Genomic DNA, 14,485 nt, shown 5'->3' with positions numbered 1-14,485 from the left:
AGCCCCGGCCTGCCGTGCGCATCAAACGAGGAAAAACGGCTGAAGACTCAATGAAGACGAACCACGAATGGACACCAATGAACACGAATAGGCAAGGAAATCAATGGATCTCCGTCAAGGACAAGCGGCGCCAAGACCCACACCATGCTGAACGTGTCGATCGAGTAACTATGCACTATCCACTGACCACTAACCACTATCGTTACGGGTTCTCAACCATGAAGAGATTTCAGTCTTGCCTCTTGGCCGTTTTCATGTCGGCTGCCTGGGCTTGCCAGTCCTCCACAGGTCCCGGTGGGCACAGCGACCCGGTCGGGAAAGAAGTCGTTACCGTTGCCGGCAATGGGTCGGCGGGCTATTCCGGGGACGGTGGCCCGGCCGTGCAGGCTCAGCTGAACCAACCCTTCGGGGTGGTTCGCGGGCCGGACGGCGCCCTCTATATTTGCGACACCGGGAACCACGTGATCCGCAGAGTGGCTGCCGACGGGACCATCGCCACCGTCGCCGGCAACGGGGAGGCCGGCTATTCCGGGGACGGCGGCCCCGCCCTCGAGGCCAGCCTGAATGAACCTTACGAGATTCGCTTCGACCGCCAGGGCAATATGGTGTTCGTGGAGATGGCCAACCACGTGGTCAGGAGGGTGGACGGCCAAACCGGCCTGATTTCCACCCTGGCGGGCACGGGAGAAAGTGGGTTCAGCGGCGACGGGGGACCGGCGATCGAAGCCAGGCTCAGCCGGCCCCACAGCATCCAGCTCGGTCCTTCCGGGGACCTCTTCATCTGCGATATCGGCAACCATCGAATTCGGAAGGTCGGCGGGCAGGACGGCCACATCGTGACCTTCGCCGGGACCGGAGAGCAGGGCAGGACCCCCGACGGAGCCGCTCTGTCGGGAACTCCGCTCAACGGGCCCCGGGCGCTGGATTTCGATGCCGAGGGTAATCTGTGGCTGGCCCTGCGGGAAGGCAACGCGGTCTATCGCATCGACATGGAGGCGCTGTCGATCCACCACGTGGCCGGGACCGGCGAGTCGGGATTCACCGGTCACGGGCAGCCGGCCCTGCAGGCAACGCTATCGGGTCCCAAGGGATTGAGCGTGGGGCCGGAGGGCAACATCTACCTGGCGGACACCGAGAGCCATTCCATCCGCATGGTGGATCGAAGCCGGGGCACGCTCGAACTGGTTGCGGGCACCGGCGAGGCGGGCGACGGACCGGAAGACGACCCGCTCACCTGCAAAATGGGCAGGCCACACGGGGTCTTCGTCGATAGCGACGGCTCCGTTTTCGTCGGAGACACCAACGCCCACCGGGTACGGGTCATCCGTTCCGGGAAGTAGCGGGAGGGCTGATCCGTCCCGGATTCGTTCCGGTCAGTGGTGGCCGGCAACTGCCCTGCCGCCTGGGACCGACCCACCCCGGAACCGTCAGGGAACCGCCTTTACAAGCCTCTTGCTCCGTGCTACTCTGCGCCACGTGCTGGAGCCCGACTTGGCCGCTGCCAACCTTGCTTCGCGGTCGGTCCGTTTGAAAGTTCCAGCGCCACCCGCCCGATTCCACCGGAGGGGCTGTAGCTCAGCTTGGGAGAGCGCCTGACTGGCAGTCAGGAGGTCGTGGGTTCGATCCCCATCAGCTCCACCAATAATATCAACAATTTACAGAGATTTTGGGAATTGGTGGAGAGCGGGAACTCACCAATAGCTCACCGCCCTACACTACGCATCGGGGCCGACTCCCTCGCGAGTCTCGGCAACCACCTGGTCGACCACGGCCCGCAACGCTTCTTGTTCGGTGTCGCCCTCCAGCCGGCGGAGCCGGAAATGGTCGAGCTGGCGGTCGGCGCCGCTGCCTTCTCGAACGATGGTGAGCACCTGGCCAAGCTCCCGCTCGCAGCCGAGCTCGTGGGCATCCTCCGCCAGGTCCTCCACCAGCCGCGAGGCGTAATCTTCGATGTCCACCCGTTCTTCGGCGCCGTATAGGTCACCGAAGAACGCCAGCACGCCGTAGCGTTGGGCAAGCCAACGGTTCTCCGCGATAAACTCGGTCGGCGGATCGGGAGGCAGCAGACCTGCGCTGTCGAGGCGGGACAGGCGCCGGACCAGCGAAGCGTAGAGCGCCACGATGCTCGCTACGTCGTCGAGACGCGGGCAAACGTCGCAGATCCGTATCTCCACCGTCGGAAAGTTTTGGGAGGGTCGGATATCCCACCACAACTCGCTGCCGCTCTGGATGAAACGCATGCGCTGGTAGGTTGCCAAGAGGCGTTCATACTCCGCCCGCGACGACAGCGGGCCCGGCAGACTGGTGCGGGGCAGCACTCCCAGGATGTTCAGGCGGTTGGACTTGAAGCCGGTCTCGCGCCCGCCGTGGAACGGCGAGGATGTCGATAGCGCGTGGAGCAGCGGCAGGTAGGGCCGCATGGCCGTCATGACCCGGATCCGCGAGTCGGGGTCGCCGAAGCCGGCGTGGATGTGCATGCCGCCGATGAGTAGCTGTCGCACGCTCTCCTGAAAGGTGACGACGAATCGCTGGTAGCGTTCCCGCGGCGTGATCAGTTGGGACTTCCATTCGGCGAACGGGTGGGTCGACGCCGCCATCACCGCCACCCCGTGCTCGGCGGCAGCCTCGATCACCAGGCGGCGGGTTTCCCGCACCGCCTCGCACGCCTCCGTCACCGACCCGCACACCCTGGTGCTGGTCTCGATCTGCGTCCGGAACGCTTCGTGCGCGACCGTGTGGGGCCCGCGGTTTCGTTCGCACGCCTCGAAGATACCGGGGTTCGGATCGGACTCCAGGTCGCGGGTGTCGGGGTCGACCAGGAAGAACTCCTCCTCGACGCCGAGCGTGATGTTGAGATCGGATTCACTCACGGTCATGGTGGGAAACGCGGGCTGACTCCCTGAGTCTTCCATTATCCATTGGTTCCGGTCTCAGCGTCGAGTGCTTCCGCCCAGGCTTTCAATCCCTCTGCCACATCATGGAAGCCCCGACGCATGTAACCGCCGAAACAAACGAACACCATGGGTGCCAGCAGACCCGTCAATCTATCGGTGTTGTGATAGCTGCAACTTGTCTTTCCGACAGGTTCGAGATGCTGTTCCCGCACCGCGTGCAGGAGCCAGGGAGCTCCGAATTTCTTTTTCCAGGCGATAAGCCGAGGTTTTTCGAATGCGCATACGGTTTCGGTGATTCTGAACTTTGCCGGCCCCATGCGTACCAGCAGGTTCGCGGGAGATCCGAGCGAAAAATCGGTTCGGACCTGCGGCGTGAACGGGTTCCACTGGCTGTACTTGTCAACCTCGGTCAGGACAGTCCAGGCGACGTCAATCGGTGCATTGATCTCAACTGGCTCGGTGCGAATTTCCAATGTCCGCATGGTCATTCACTCCGAGGGTTCTCGAGAGTCCTGACCCAGTCAGCCGACCGGTCCCACAACTCTCTCGAGACCGACTCCTGCCTGCATTGATCGCTCGGTTCGGCGATCTTGCAGTGCTCGTAATAGCTTCCCCCCTGCAACCGCGACATGCTTGCGCACATCACCACGGTCTGTGCCCCGTGCTTCGGATGAAACAGTACCAGTGAAGCAAGTGCGGAACAGGCGCGGCTCAGGGTGACTCCGACCATTTCTTCCGGTATCGCGCTCCGGGTGATGTTGGTGAAGACCGACCCCGGGTGCACCGCCGTCGAAATCAGGTTGTAATCCTTCCCGAACCGTCTTTCGATCTCAAATGAAAAATGAATGAGCGCCAATTTCGACAACCCGTACGCATCCCAGGAATTGTAACCCTGGCTGTCATTGAAGAGGTCTTTGTTCTCCATCCTGTCGTGCAAGTGGGAAGAAACGGTGACCACCCGTGCATCTCCGCTTTCCAGACCGCTCTTCTTCAGGCAAGGCAGCAGCAGTTTCGTCAGGTGGAAGGTCCCGAGATAGTTGGTTCGCCAATGAACTTCAAGGCCGTCCCTGGTGGCGGCTGGCCTCCTGCGTGGCGTGAGGATGTTCTTGTGGGTGCCCGCGTTGTTAACGAGGACGTGCAGGCGTCCTTCATGCCTGCGTCGATACCAAGCTGCAAAACCACCGACGCTGTCGGCATCGCTCAGATCAAGCGGGTGGACCGTGATCTTGCTCTCGTCGGCGTTCATGCCCCGCAAGTCTTTCTTCAGGCAGCTCTCCGTGGATTCCACGTTCCTCAGGCTGGTGGCAACAACCTGCGCACCCCAGCCGGCAAGAATCCTTGCGGTCTCGTAACCGATGGATCGAGGAGAGGCTCCGGTGACGATGACCTTCCGTCCGGACAGGTCTACCCTTTCCGCCAGGGGCCTGGGGGTACAAAGGCGCCAAAGATGGCTGACGGCCTTGGCAAGGGTGCTGGGCATGTCTTTAGGGGGTTTGGAGGAATTCCCGCGATGCCGCCGCCAGCTTTTCACTGGCTTCCCATAGTCCGGCTCCGTTTCCCGGATCGGATGCGGCCGGGAGAACGGATTTCCGTTGCATCAGGTGGAGATACATTCCCGTGGTGTTGCCGGCTTCCTCGGCACAGCACAGGTAAATCGCCGGTCCCACGGCCTCTTCCGGAGGTTGCAGGAAGTGCTGCAAGAGCGGGTTGACCAGCGGTTTGAGCAGTGCCGGCGTGTCCCTGGCAATGTTTGAAGCCACACCTCCGGGGCACATCGCGTGCACTGCCACCTTGACTCTGTCGCCCGGGTTCAGGCGACGGGAGAGCTCGGTCGCGTACATGCACAACAGCAGCTTGCTGATGCCGTAGTATTTGAAGCTTTCCTTCCTGCGGTAGTCCGTGAATGCACCCAGACGATCGAAATCGACAGCGTGGGAGCAACGGTGAGCCTCGGACGCAACAAATACGATCCGCGGAGTCTCGCCGGGCCGGCTTGACGGACACATCACTCCGTCCCGCATCCATCGGTCGATCATGACGCGCGACGAAAGGAAATGCACGGCAAACATCATTTCGTATCCCTGCGCGGATTTTCTGGCCCTGGGAGCCATCAGTCCGGCATTCATCAGCGCAATGTCAATGCGAATCCGGCGTGAATCCAAGATATCGCAGAATCGATGCACCGATCCAAGATCCGCGAGGTCGACCTCCATCACTTCCACGGTCGCGGATCCCGACCGCCTCCTGACCTCTTCGCAGATTTCCCCATGTCCGGGCCGGCAGGCCAGAATCATGTTGCCGCCGCGCCGCGCAAGCTCAACGGCGGCGGCTTTGCCCAGCCCGCTGTTGGCGCCGGTCACCAGGCAGGTCCTGCCGTCGATCCGTACATCGTCCGGCACCGGGCTGACTTCGGCGTGCTTCGGCTGCCTGAGGTCCCGGATTGCAGCGACCAGCGCGCCGAAAGCCGTGCTGTCTCCGATGAGTCGGGGTTCTTTCTCCACGGCGTAGACTCCTTCAGCCGGAATTCTTGTATCAACGAGATCCGGTCTGTTCATTCGAACGGGATGGTGTACTTCTCACGATAGCCGGAGAAATTTTCTTCGATCATCTCCTCGCTTAGACCGAAATCGCTCAGACAATAGGAATGCCGGCCGAAACGGTTTTGCGGATTGGCCTCGATATAGTTCTCTGCCTTCTGCGCCGTCGTATCGTCAAAGTTGACCCCGACCCACCGATAGATTCTCCGAAGTTGGGCGATGGGGTCTTGCATCAAGTCATGGTATGAGACGTCCATGAATCGATCGGGGTCCGTCCCTGACCGGACCGCTTCAGTCAATTCAATCATCCTGAGCGCTTTCCTGCACCAGTGCCTTGCAATTTCCTTCGGATCTACGCGGTCGCTGAAAATGGCGCGGCCTTGCGCGACCATGCTGCAGAATGAAGGCAATGTTTTTCGCGGATCGCGGTGGGTCTGTATGATTCTCGCATCCGGAAAGGTCTTCAGAAAAACATCCAGGTATTCCATGTGGTGCGGGGTCTTCAGCACCCATAGGTTGCCCGGACGCTGCCAGCACAGAATCTTCAACACTTTGCGAAAATGTTGGTAAGCCCGTCCATGGTCCTGGGCCTCCAGCCAGCGAGAATACCCGGGAACATGCATGGTCGCTTCGGCTGCCTGACTCATAAAGCTCAGGTCAAGCAGCATGACATCCTCTTCCGGCTCGCTGTAGCTGATGGGATGGACAGCCATGAACCGCGGTGACAGGTAGGTAATGGCCCGTTGCGCCAGAATCGAGCGAAGCCTGCGGGCAATTTTTCCGCGCCCCTCCATACTGCCCGCCGGCACCGGCTCCAACAACTCCGCACCTGACAGGCCGCGGATGTCGGGATTGGAGTTCAACAGGCGGTGCAACAGCGTTGTTCCGGAACGTTGCAACCCCGTAACCAGGATGACCCTGCCAAGTTCGATGTCATGGATTTCCGGATGTGTCCTGAGCAGTTCCTGGATCCTCAAGCGATTGACAAGCGCACCGGTGAGTCGGAATTTCTGTATCAGCCTGCCCGTGGCGGTAAGACCGGCTTCGTGGTTGATTGACTTGACCAGCACTGCCAGGGCCTCGAAATGTCCCCCTTCACCGAAATCCGCAAGCCCCGTCTTTCGCCTGGCGCGCTCGACCATAACCTCGGCTTGCAGGTCACCCGACAGCCCGAGCTTCCTGCTCTCCCTGCCCAGGTAGTTGTAGAGCCTGATCGGGAATGGCCGATAGGGGTTTTCATAGTCCGTCGAGGTCACAATACCCCTTTCACCCGTAACGATGTCCTTGTTCTCAGCTAGCTTCTCAGACTGCTCAACTCGACCAGCCGTGTACTGGGTTGAGGGCTTTCATTGGCGCGCACCCATCGAAAACACATCGTCCCGCAAGTGTGGCCGGCGGTCTCGATCCAGTTGGGGAGGCCAGGGTCTTGATGGGCCACGATCAGCCGGATGGAACGGTCGTTTTCATAGAGAGCCAGATGCTTGTTGGTGTGAATCGTGTAGTGCCGATAGTCCAGAGATTCCATCCAGTAGTTGTTCAACTGGAAGTTCCAGTACTCGCATTCCGGGGGCGTGACTTCAATCAGGAGGGCCTCGTCCTCCCCAATCGCCCAATGGCTGTGGTAGTAGGTGATGTTGGGGTCGCCCCCGGCGGCCAGTGATACTTCCGGATCGAACATCGGCAACAGGTTGCTGTGTTTCTGAAAGTCGCGCGCCCATTTCGCAAACAGCAGCGGTGCGCCCGCCACCAGCGCTCCCGCCTTTGCCAATCCCTGGTCAAGCTGCCTCGGTGTCAGAGGGGAGGGACGGCGCTCATGCTCGGGACAGTTGATGCGTTCGATCCGCAGTTCCGCAGGAGTCTCGGTTTCCCGATCGAGGAAGGTTTGACGTACCACCAGGGTACCGGTCTCGGGTGTCATGGGAAGCCAGTTCCCGGGTTGAGGTCTCGAACTGAGCACGAGTTCGAACTTTCCGTCCGGATCCATTTCGATCTGGTCGGATTCGATGTGCCCGGTGGGAGGCAAACCACCGCCCTGACCGTAATTCCCGGACTGGGTGCCAAGGCTCAGGTAGGCGATGGTGTTGCGTCGTCCCAAGATCCTGTACTCGTAACTGCCGTTCAGAGCGGCCGTCTGGTAGAAATTGTCGGGATTGTCACTGCCCAGCTTGGTGACCTCGTCGACGACGCGGTGCAGCACCGGCGCCTTGGCGTCGGCGTGTTCCACGAACGCCATCAGGCCCGCGCGGGCGATACGGCTGAGGTATCGATAGCCTTCGGCCTGGTTGAACCGATCCTGCGGAGCGCCCGGGAACTGCAGTGCGGCTCCCGCCGCCTTGAGGGTATCGCAGAATTCGTTCCAGGACTCGCCTAGGACGACCCGCCGGGCGGCAGCGTCCTCTTCCGTTTGGCCCCTCAGCCACCGGATCAAGAGGGACATCCGTCGAAACAGACTCAGGAGCAATATGCCGAGCTTTCGCATGGTTCACCTCTTCAACCTGGGCTGGCCCAGTTGACTGTCGTGGGTGGATCGCTCTTGTCCCTTTGTGGCCAGAGCCTGGCACGCGTGCGATTGTGGGCACCGTTTCAGTCTTGCTATGGTAGCTTGGGGCAGGTGGTTTTCCAATTGCCCCGCTGCGGACCCACACGTCGATTCGGCGGGTCCGTAAGTGTTTAGGGTGGCAGTTGTTCTTTCGGCGGACTCTCTGGCCCTTTCAAGCGGGGCTTTCAGGTCAACCGGTTGCTCGAGTTGCTTGGCACATCCTGCAGGAACAGCTTGTTTTCAGTTCGCTCATAGGGAATCGGCATCCACATGGCCGCAACTCACTTGGACTCTCCGGTGTCGGACGACATCGCATTCCAGGCGGAAATGCTGAAAGGTGTCGCCCGCACCTTCGCGCTCACCATTGCTCAGTTGCCGCGCAACCTGAACGAGGCGGTGGGGAACGCTTATCTCCTGTGCCGGATTGCCGATACCATCGAAGACGATCGGGCGCTTTCCCTGGTGCAGAAACAGGCTTTCTCGGAACGATTTGTCGAGATCCTGGCCGGCCGGGATGACCCCGCTTCGTTTGCCGGCGAGCTCGCCCCCCTGTTGTCCTCGCCAGCCGACAGTTCCACGGGGAATCTGGTCGCCAACACCCCTCGGGTTATCCGCGTCACTCAGCGTCTCAACCTTGCACAGCGCAAGGCGATTCACCGTTGCGTTCGGATCATGTCGCGCGGCATGGTCGAGTTTCAACGCAACGCGAGCGCCGAGGGCCTACGGGACGTGGCGCAGTTGGACCGCTATTGCTATCACGTGGCCGGTGTGGTCGGCGAAACTCTGACGGCGCTGTTTTGCGAACACTCCGAAGCGATCGAAAAGCGGCGAGAGGATCTGATGCCGCTGTCGGTCTCCTTCGGTCAGGGGCTGCAGATGATCAACATCCTCAAGGACCTTTGGGAGGACCGCAGCCGCGGCGTATGCTGGCTGCCTCGGGACGTCTTCCGTGCGGCCGGAGTGGAACTCCGTTCCCTCTCTCCCGGAATGGCCGATCCGGGCTTCGTCCAGGGACTTCTCCAGCTCGTGGCGATGACGAGCGACCACCTCGCAAACGGGTTGCGGTTCATCGACAACCTCCCGACCCAAGAGGCCGGCATTCGCCGCTCCTGCGTGTGGCCACTGGCGATTGCGGTGCTGACCCTGCGACGCATATGCCGCAAGCCGAACTTCAGGAGCGGACGGGAGGTCACGGTCTCACGGCGTAGCGTGTGGGCGGCAGCCATCCTCACCAGTGTCCTGGTGCGTTCCAACCTGGCGTTGAAATTGCTCTTCAAGCTATTTACCTTCGGTCTGCCCAAATCGTCGCCGGCATGAGCGGGACCTCTTCAAAAGGACCGACCAGAACGCCGAACAGCCGACTCGTCGCCTACCCCAGCGTGGTTTGCCATTCAATCGGGGATTGAAACAGCCGCCCACCCGGTGACAAAATAGGTGGGTCCAGCCACGGGCATGACCGGGTGCGCCTTCAACCCGGCCGGAAACTCCAAGTCCTCGGAGTTGCACCCGGTAATCGATTGCCCGGATTTTTCCCGGCCGCGGGTATCCGAACCCAGAGCCCCAACCGGGGCCAGCCATGGCAATGAGGCCACTTTCCCTTCTGCTGCTTGCCGTCCTTCTTCCGGTGACCGGGTGCTACCGCTCGGGGGCTCCTCCCCAGCGGCAGCCCAGAGTGCAGGTTCCGGCAGTCTGGAACTCGGGGGAGGCAACGGAGAGAACGGTCGACGTCCATTGGTGGAAACAGTTCGGAGACCCCCAACTGGATGCCATGATCGAGGAGGTCCTGAGCAATAATCACCAGCTCCTTGCTGCCGCCGACCGGTTGGAGGCGGCCCTCAACCAGGCCCGAATCGCCGGCGCCGATCTGGTGCCGTCCATGGGGTTTGCCCTGAACAGCAGCCGCCAGCGGCAGAACTTCATCGGTTTGCCCCTTCCCGGATTTGCCGGTCGGGTGCCCCAAGCGACCTACACCCTCATGGGAGTCGGTCTCGACATCAGTTGGGAGGCGGACCTTTGGGGAAGAATCCGCAGCGGTCAGGTTCGGGCAGGCGCTCTGGCTTCTGCACAGTCGGCGGACCTTGCGGCAGCCAGGCATTCCCTGGCGGCCCAAACGGCGAAGGCCTGGTTTGCCTCCGCCGCAGCACAGCTTCAACTGGCCCTGGCTCGCGAGATGGTGGCCAGCTACAAGACAACCTCCCAGTGGGTTCAAAAGCGCTTTGAGGCGGGTTTCCAGACGGCATTGGAATTTCGCATGGCCCTGGCGGACTTGTCCGAGGCTGAATCTCTGGTTCATCTCCGTCGCGAGCAACTGGACCGCGGCATCCTGCAGATCGAACTTCTGGCCGGGCGCTATCCTGGTGGGGATTTGAAGGTTCGAGACACTCTACCCGCGGTTTCCTCCCAGGTTCCGGCCGGTCTTCCCTCCGAGCTCCTGACCCGCCGGCCCGATCTCATCGCGGCCCAGCGGCGCCTGCTGGCTTCCGATGCGGGCATTGTCCAGTCTCAGGCAGCTCTTCATCCTCGATTGAGTCTCACCACCGGCGGTGGAACGGCCACCGATTCGCTGCTGAGCCTGTTGAATGGGAACTACGCCGTCTGGAACCTGCTGGGCAACCTGGTTCAGCCCATCTTTCAGGGTGGGCGTCTCCGACGCCAGGTCGACATCGCCCGAAGCCGCTCAGAGGAGGCCCTGGAGATTTATACCGACTCTGTCCTGAAGGCCTTCGGCGAAGTGGAGACGGCTCTCTCGGTCGAAAGACTCTTGCGTGACCGGCTGCTTGAGCTGGAAGAATCGGCTGCCGAGGCCCGAGCGGCTCGGAAGCAGGCCCAGCTTCGCTATCGCCATGGTCAGGGCGGCGTGCTGACGGTGCTGGAGACCGAACGGCGCATCCTCAACATGAAGAGTCAGATCCTGTCCCTGCAGCATCTCCTGCTGGACAATCGGATCGATCTCCACCTGGCGTTGGGAGGTGGCTTCGACTCCAATGCCCCGGCGGGCTCGCCGGGAGCCCTCATCCCGGTGATGTTTGAGGGAGAGCAGGGCAAGTGACCAGGGTGCTGAAGGAGTTGCGGTCCGAGGCACTTATGGGCGTCACGGAGGCGGCAAGGCAGGTTCCGAACTCCGGACTGAGGAACGCCGCCGCGGGCGAGTCAGGCAGGGCATACCATTTCCGGCCTCGTCGATGAGAGTGCAGGTTAAGCCAACGCGAATGGATTTCACAAGCAGTCTCGAGTCTCCATGAGAGGGTGTGGACCATGAGATTTGCCGAAGAAATGCTTCTGTTGTTGCTCGACGAAAAGACAGGCTATTTCATCCCGATCCCGGAGTGGAAAATGTCCTGCGCACTGGCGGGGAGCGTCCTGATAGACCTCGCTCTGGAAGATCGCATCGACTCGGATCTGGAGACGCTTTCCCTGATTGATCCCAGGCCTACCGGCGATGACCTGCTGGACCCCGTGCTGAAGGAGATCCTGGAGGATAGGCAAGTGCGTTCTCCACAATACTGGGTCGAACGAGTCGCGCGGCGCTCGGAGGAGATTAGCACCAAGGCCATCGATCGCCTGGTCAATCTGGGAGTACTTACCGCTGATTCCGGAGGATACTGGGCTCTGTCCAGCAAAGTCGCCCGGTCGCGGCGATACCCGGTGATTGACGGCGAGACCGGGGAAGAGATTAAAAGCAGAATCATGAGAGTGCTGTTCAGCGACGAGATCCCCGATCCTCAAGACTTCGCCATCATTGGTCTCATGAGCAGTTGCGGAGGAATGCGAGCCCTGCTTGAGCCTGAGGAATATGAGCTCGCCGCGGAGAGAATCGAAATCCTCAGCAGATTGGACTTGATCGGACGGACCATCGGAGAGGCGGTACGCAGTTCCTATCGCCCCCCGGGAAGCATGCGCTCTGTGCAGCGCCGCCCCATTCCGGTCGTGGGGCTGTACGGTCTGCTTTCGTCGCGAACGTTTCGTTCGGGTAATGTGCCCAAGTTCATGTGCGAAAAAAGCAAGGAATTGGGACCGATTTTCCAGATCAGGTCGGGCATTCGTCGACAAGTGGTGCTGGCCAGCGCCGAAATGAACCGTTGGGTGGGCCGCAAGGGCAGACTTCACCTGCGCACTCGGGATTATCTCGAGGATTTTCAACAGGAGTGGGGAACGGCAAGATCCATCGCCAGCCTGGACGGGGCGGATCATTTTCGCATGCGCAAGGCGGTTCACGCGGGCAATTCCCCTGCGGTCGTCGAGGATCGGCTGGATGACGTGTTCGCCATGGGCAGAAACACGCTTGCCCAGTGGGGCGTTGGGAAGGTCGTACCTGGCGAGATGAGTTGCCAACAGCTCATAGGCGATCAGATCGCACAGCTCAGCGTGAGCATTACACCGTCCGACATACTTGATGACCTCCTCAAGTTCGAATACCGGGCGCTGCTGGTTCATGTAGCCGGTCTCCTTCCCCGCTTCACGCTGCGCACGCCGGCGATGAAGCGTTACAAAGCGCGGATCCTGGAGCTTTATGCCCAGATTCATGCATCGCATACACCGGCGCAACGCAAAGGCAAGCGGCGGGATCTGGTCGACGACCTCATGGAGTTGCATCAGTCCGACCCACAGTTCCTGCCGGAAACCGATCTGGGTTTTGCGTTCATCGCACCGATCATCGCTGGACACTATCTGGGGAGCGCGACGGCTTTCGCGATCTATGAGATGCTGACACACCCGGAGTTGCGCGAACGCCTCGTCTCCGAGGCCGACGCGCTCTTTGCAGGCGGCGATCCGGTTGCGGCCGATCTGAAGAAACCGGCAGCGATCGATGTGACGCACCGGTTCATCATGGAGGTGCTGCGGCTGCACCCGGTGGTGCCGGTGCACCTGCGTACCGCCATGAATACGTTCGAGGTCGACGGTATGGAGATTCCGGCCTACAGCAACGTTGTGATTGCCTTTTCCGCACCTCATTACGACGAGCAGTACTTCAAGGACCCCGACGCCTTCGATATCGAAAGGTACAAGGCGCCCCGAAACGAACACAGGCAGAGCGGAGCTTACGCCCCCTTTGGAGTCGGGACCCACGTGTGTGGAGGAGCGCTTTGGACCGAGCTACAATTGGCGGTCAATGTGCTATTGATCGCCCGCCACCTGGAGTTGGATATGGTTCCGGCAAATTACAAGCTGAAGGTGAGTCCATTGCCTAAACTCAGTCCCAACAAGAAGTTTAAATTTCGGGTGGTTCGGCATCGGCACCCCCTGGAAGCTGCGGAAACAGCCTAGAGGGAAGTTCTGAAGTCCCAAAGCCGGCCACTGTCATGAATAGAATGCAAGTCCGAGTTCGGCCTGATTCCCGTTGCTCTGATCCCTCCGGTTCTCAGTCCTCCCAATCTAACACCAGGTGTATCCGATGAATGGAACCGATCCCTACCTGGGGGAGCCAAGCGGTCCCATTGCCTACATGGCAAGCAACCCCGTTGCCGCCAATTTGTTGATGTTTGGCATATAGGCGGCCGTCTTGGTGGCGCTTGGCGCCCTGGAGCGGGAAGCCTGGCCGACGGTTGCCTTCAATACCATCGAAGTGTCAGTGGCCTATTCCGGCGCCGTGCCCGACGAAGTGGAGAAATCGATCATCGTCGAGATCGAGGAGCGGGTGGAGGCGCTGCAGGGTGTCAAGGCGGTGGCCCTGTTTCCCGAGATACGGCTCGCAATCTGGGTTGTGGCTGGGCTGATCACCCCGGGCATCGGGGCCTTGGCCGTGGTGCTGGTGCTTGACCTCGCGATCAACACCATCTCACTCTTCGCGTTCGTTCCGGCTATCGGCATCATCGTCGACGATGCCATCGTGGTGGCCGAATATATCCACTACGAGCGCAAGCGTGGCCTTCCGGGAGTGGCGGCGGCCATTCGGGGCACGCGGAGGATCAAGAATGCCCTGATTTTCGCGGTTCTTACTTTGGTGGCGGCGTTCACGCCCCTGCTCTTCATCCCCGGCGGGATCGGAGAAATATGGGCCGCATTGCCGATTATCATCATAGGCATGTTGCTCATCTCGCTGTCCGAGTCGCTGCTGAATCGACTTTATCGACTGGAGGATCCGGGAGGGCTCCGGTGCGAAGCAGGCGATCATCGATGGCGCCAAGTGGCGTTTCCGCCCCATCAATCCGACCTCGGTACCACGTTTCCGGGCTTCACGCCCCTCATTCTCGAACGGGCCATTCAGGCCCAGTTTCCGGTCCTCTTCGCGGCCTCGCTCGGGGTCGGCGTCATGATCAAGACCGCGATACCGATGCTGCTCATACGCGCACTTATGGCCATCTATCCGAGCGCCAACTCAGGCCGCGGGGCAGCGACGGCCAGCTGAACCCGCCGAGCCTCTCTTCAGCGAGCCGATGCTTGACCGCGGCCCGGCTGCATAAGACGCGTTGGTTCAATGGTTAGAGACAGGAGTGTTCAAGACTGGACCGGATTCCTGATTTGAGCGACGCGGAACTTCAACTTCTTGTTGGGGGAAGATGTCGGGAAGGGATTGA

The 14,485-nt window shown here is 60.8% G+C and carries 11 protein-coding genes and 1 tRNA gene; 6 read left to right on the top strand and 6 right to left on the bottom strand.

The annotated features are described in order from the left end of the window. Positions 1-170 precede the first annotated feature (170 nt). Positions 171-1,340, top strand: coding sequence for a hypothetical protein (locus tag OXI69_01875; GenBank protein MDE2664880.1), 1,170 nt, complete (start codon positions 171-173; stop codon positions 1,338-1,340). A gap of 224 nt (positions 1,341-1,564) precedes the next feature. Continuing rightward, a tRNA-Ala gene (locus OXI69_01870) sits at positions 1,565-1,641 on the top strand. Positions 1,642-1,715: 74 nt separating this feature from the next. On the opposite strand, the gene OXI69_01865 is transcribed toward OXI69_01870, so the two are convergent. The 6 genes from OXI69_01865 to OXI69_01840 are packed head-to-tail and all read right to left on the bottom strand — an operon-like array spanning position 1,716 to position 7,910. Further along, a complete protein-coding gene (locus tag OXI69_01865) occupies positions 1,716-2,912 on the bottom strand; it encodes a carboxylate-amine ligase (GenBank protein MDE2664879.1) in 1,197 nt (398 codons plus the stop codon). After that, positions 2,912-3,367, bottom strand: coding sequence for an SRPBCC domain-containing protein (locus OXI69_01860; GenBank protein MDE2664878.1), 456 nt, complete (start codon positions 3,365-3,367; stop codon positions 2,912-2,914). The genes OXI69_01865 and OXI69_01860 overlap by 1 nt, the downstream gene beginning before the upstream one ends. 11 nt (positions 3,368-3,378) lie before the next feature. After that, positions 3,379-4,374, bottom strand: a complete 996-nt coding sequence (locus tag OXI69_01855; GenBank protein MDE2664877.1) for an SDR family NAD(P)-dependent oxidoreductase — start codon at positions 4,372-4,374, stop codon at positions 3,379-3,381. 4 nt (positions 4,375-4,378) lie between these two features. Beyond that, positions 4,379-5,395 carry an SDR family NAD(P)-dependent oxidoreductase gene (locus tag OXI69_01850; GenBank protein MDE2664876.1) on the bottom strand — a complete coding sequence of 339 codons (1,017 nt, stop codon included), beginning with the start codon at positions 5,393-5,395 and terminating at the stop codon, positions 4,379-4,381. Between the two features lie 50 nt (positions 5,396-5,445). Then, positions 5,446-6,687: a sulfotransferase gene (locus OXI69_01845; protein ID MDE2664875.1), complete on the bottom strand. Its 1,242-nt coding sequence runs from the start codon at positions 6,685-6,687 to the stop codon at positions 5,446-5,448. A 38-nt stretch (positions 6,688-6,725) separates the two neighbouring features. Continuing rightward, positions 6,726-7,910, bottom strand: a complete 1,185-nt coding sequence (locus tag OXI69_01840) for a DUF1214 domain-containing protein (GenBank protein MDE2664874.1) — start codon at positions 7,908-7,910, stop codon at positions 6,726-6,728. A gap of 330 nt (positions 7,911-8,240) precedes the next feature. Between OXI69_01840 and OXI69_01835 the strand changes: the two genes are divergently transcribed. From OXI69_01835 to OXI69_01820, 4 genes are all read left to right on the top strand, one after another. Continuing rightward, a complete protein-coding gene (locus tag OXI69_01835) occupies positions 8,241-9,287 on the top strand; it encodes a phytoene/squalene synthase family protein (protein MDE2664873.1) in 1,047 nt (348 codons plus the stop codon). Between the two features lie 259 nt (positions 9,288-9,546). Continuing rightward, positions 9,547-11,019: an efflux transporter outer membrane subunit gene (locus OXI69_01830; protein MDE2664872.1), complete on the top strand. Its 1,473-nt coding sequence runs from the start codon at positions 9,547-9,549 to the stop codon at positions 11,017-11,019. Between the two features lie 224 nt (positions 11,020-11,243). After that, positions 11,244-13,235, top strand: a complete 1,992-nt coding sequence (locus OXI69_01825) for a cytochrome P450 (GenBank protein ID MDE2664871.1) — start codon at positions 11,244-11,246, stop codon at positions 13,233-13,235. A gap of 238 nt (positions 13,236-13,473) precedes the next feature. Next, entirely contained in the window at positions 13,474-14,316 is an 843-nt protein-coding gene (locus OXI69_01820) for an efflux RND transporter permease subunit (protein ID MDE2664870.1), read from the top strand. Positions 14,317-14,485 lie beyond the last annotated feature (169 nt).

This window comes from Acidobacteriota bacterium, assembly GCA_028875575.1.
Lineage (GTDB): Bacteria > Acidobacteriota > Terriglobia > Versatilivoradales > Versatilivoraceae > Versatilivorator.
This window is presented reverse-complemented; position numbering and strand designations above follow the sequence as displayed.

Bases quoted from the DNA above. Each gene is read 5' to 3' on its own strand.
- OXI69_01875 (MDE2664880.1), top strand. From the start codon at position 171: ATGCACTATCCACTGACCACTAACCACTATCGTTACGGGTTCTCAACC.
- OXI69_01865 (MDE2664879.1), bottom strand. From the start codon at position 2,912: ATGGAAGACTCAGGGAGTCAGCCCGCGTTTCCCACCATGACCGTGAGT.
- OXI69_01855 (MDE2664877.1), bottom strand. From the start codon at position 4,374: ATGCCCAGCACCCTTGCCAAGGCCGTCAGCCATCTTTGGCGCCTTTGT.
- OXI69_01840 (MDE2664874.1), bottom strand. From the start codon at position 7,910: ATGCGAAAGCTCGGCATATTGCTCCTGAGTCTGTTTCGACGGATGTCC.
- OXI69_01835 (MDE2664873.1), top strand. From the start codon at position 8,241: ATGGCCGCAACTCACTTGGACTCTCCGGTGTCGGACGACATCGCATTC.
- OXI69_01830 (MDE2664872.1), top strand. From the start codon at position 9,547: ATGGCAATGAGGCCACTTTCCCTTCTGCTGCTTGCCGTCCTTCTTCCG.
- OXI69_01825 (MDE2664871.1), top strand. From the start codon at position 11,244: ATGCTTCTGTTGTTGCTCGACGAAAAGACAGGCTATTTCATCCCGATC.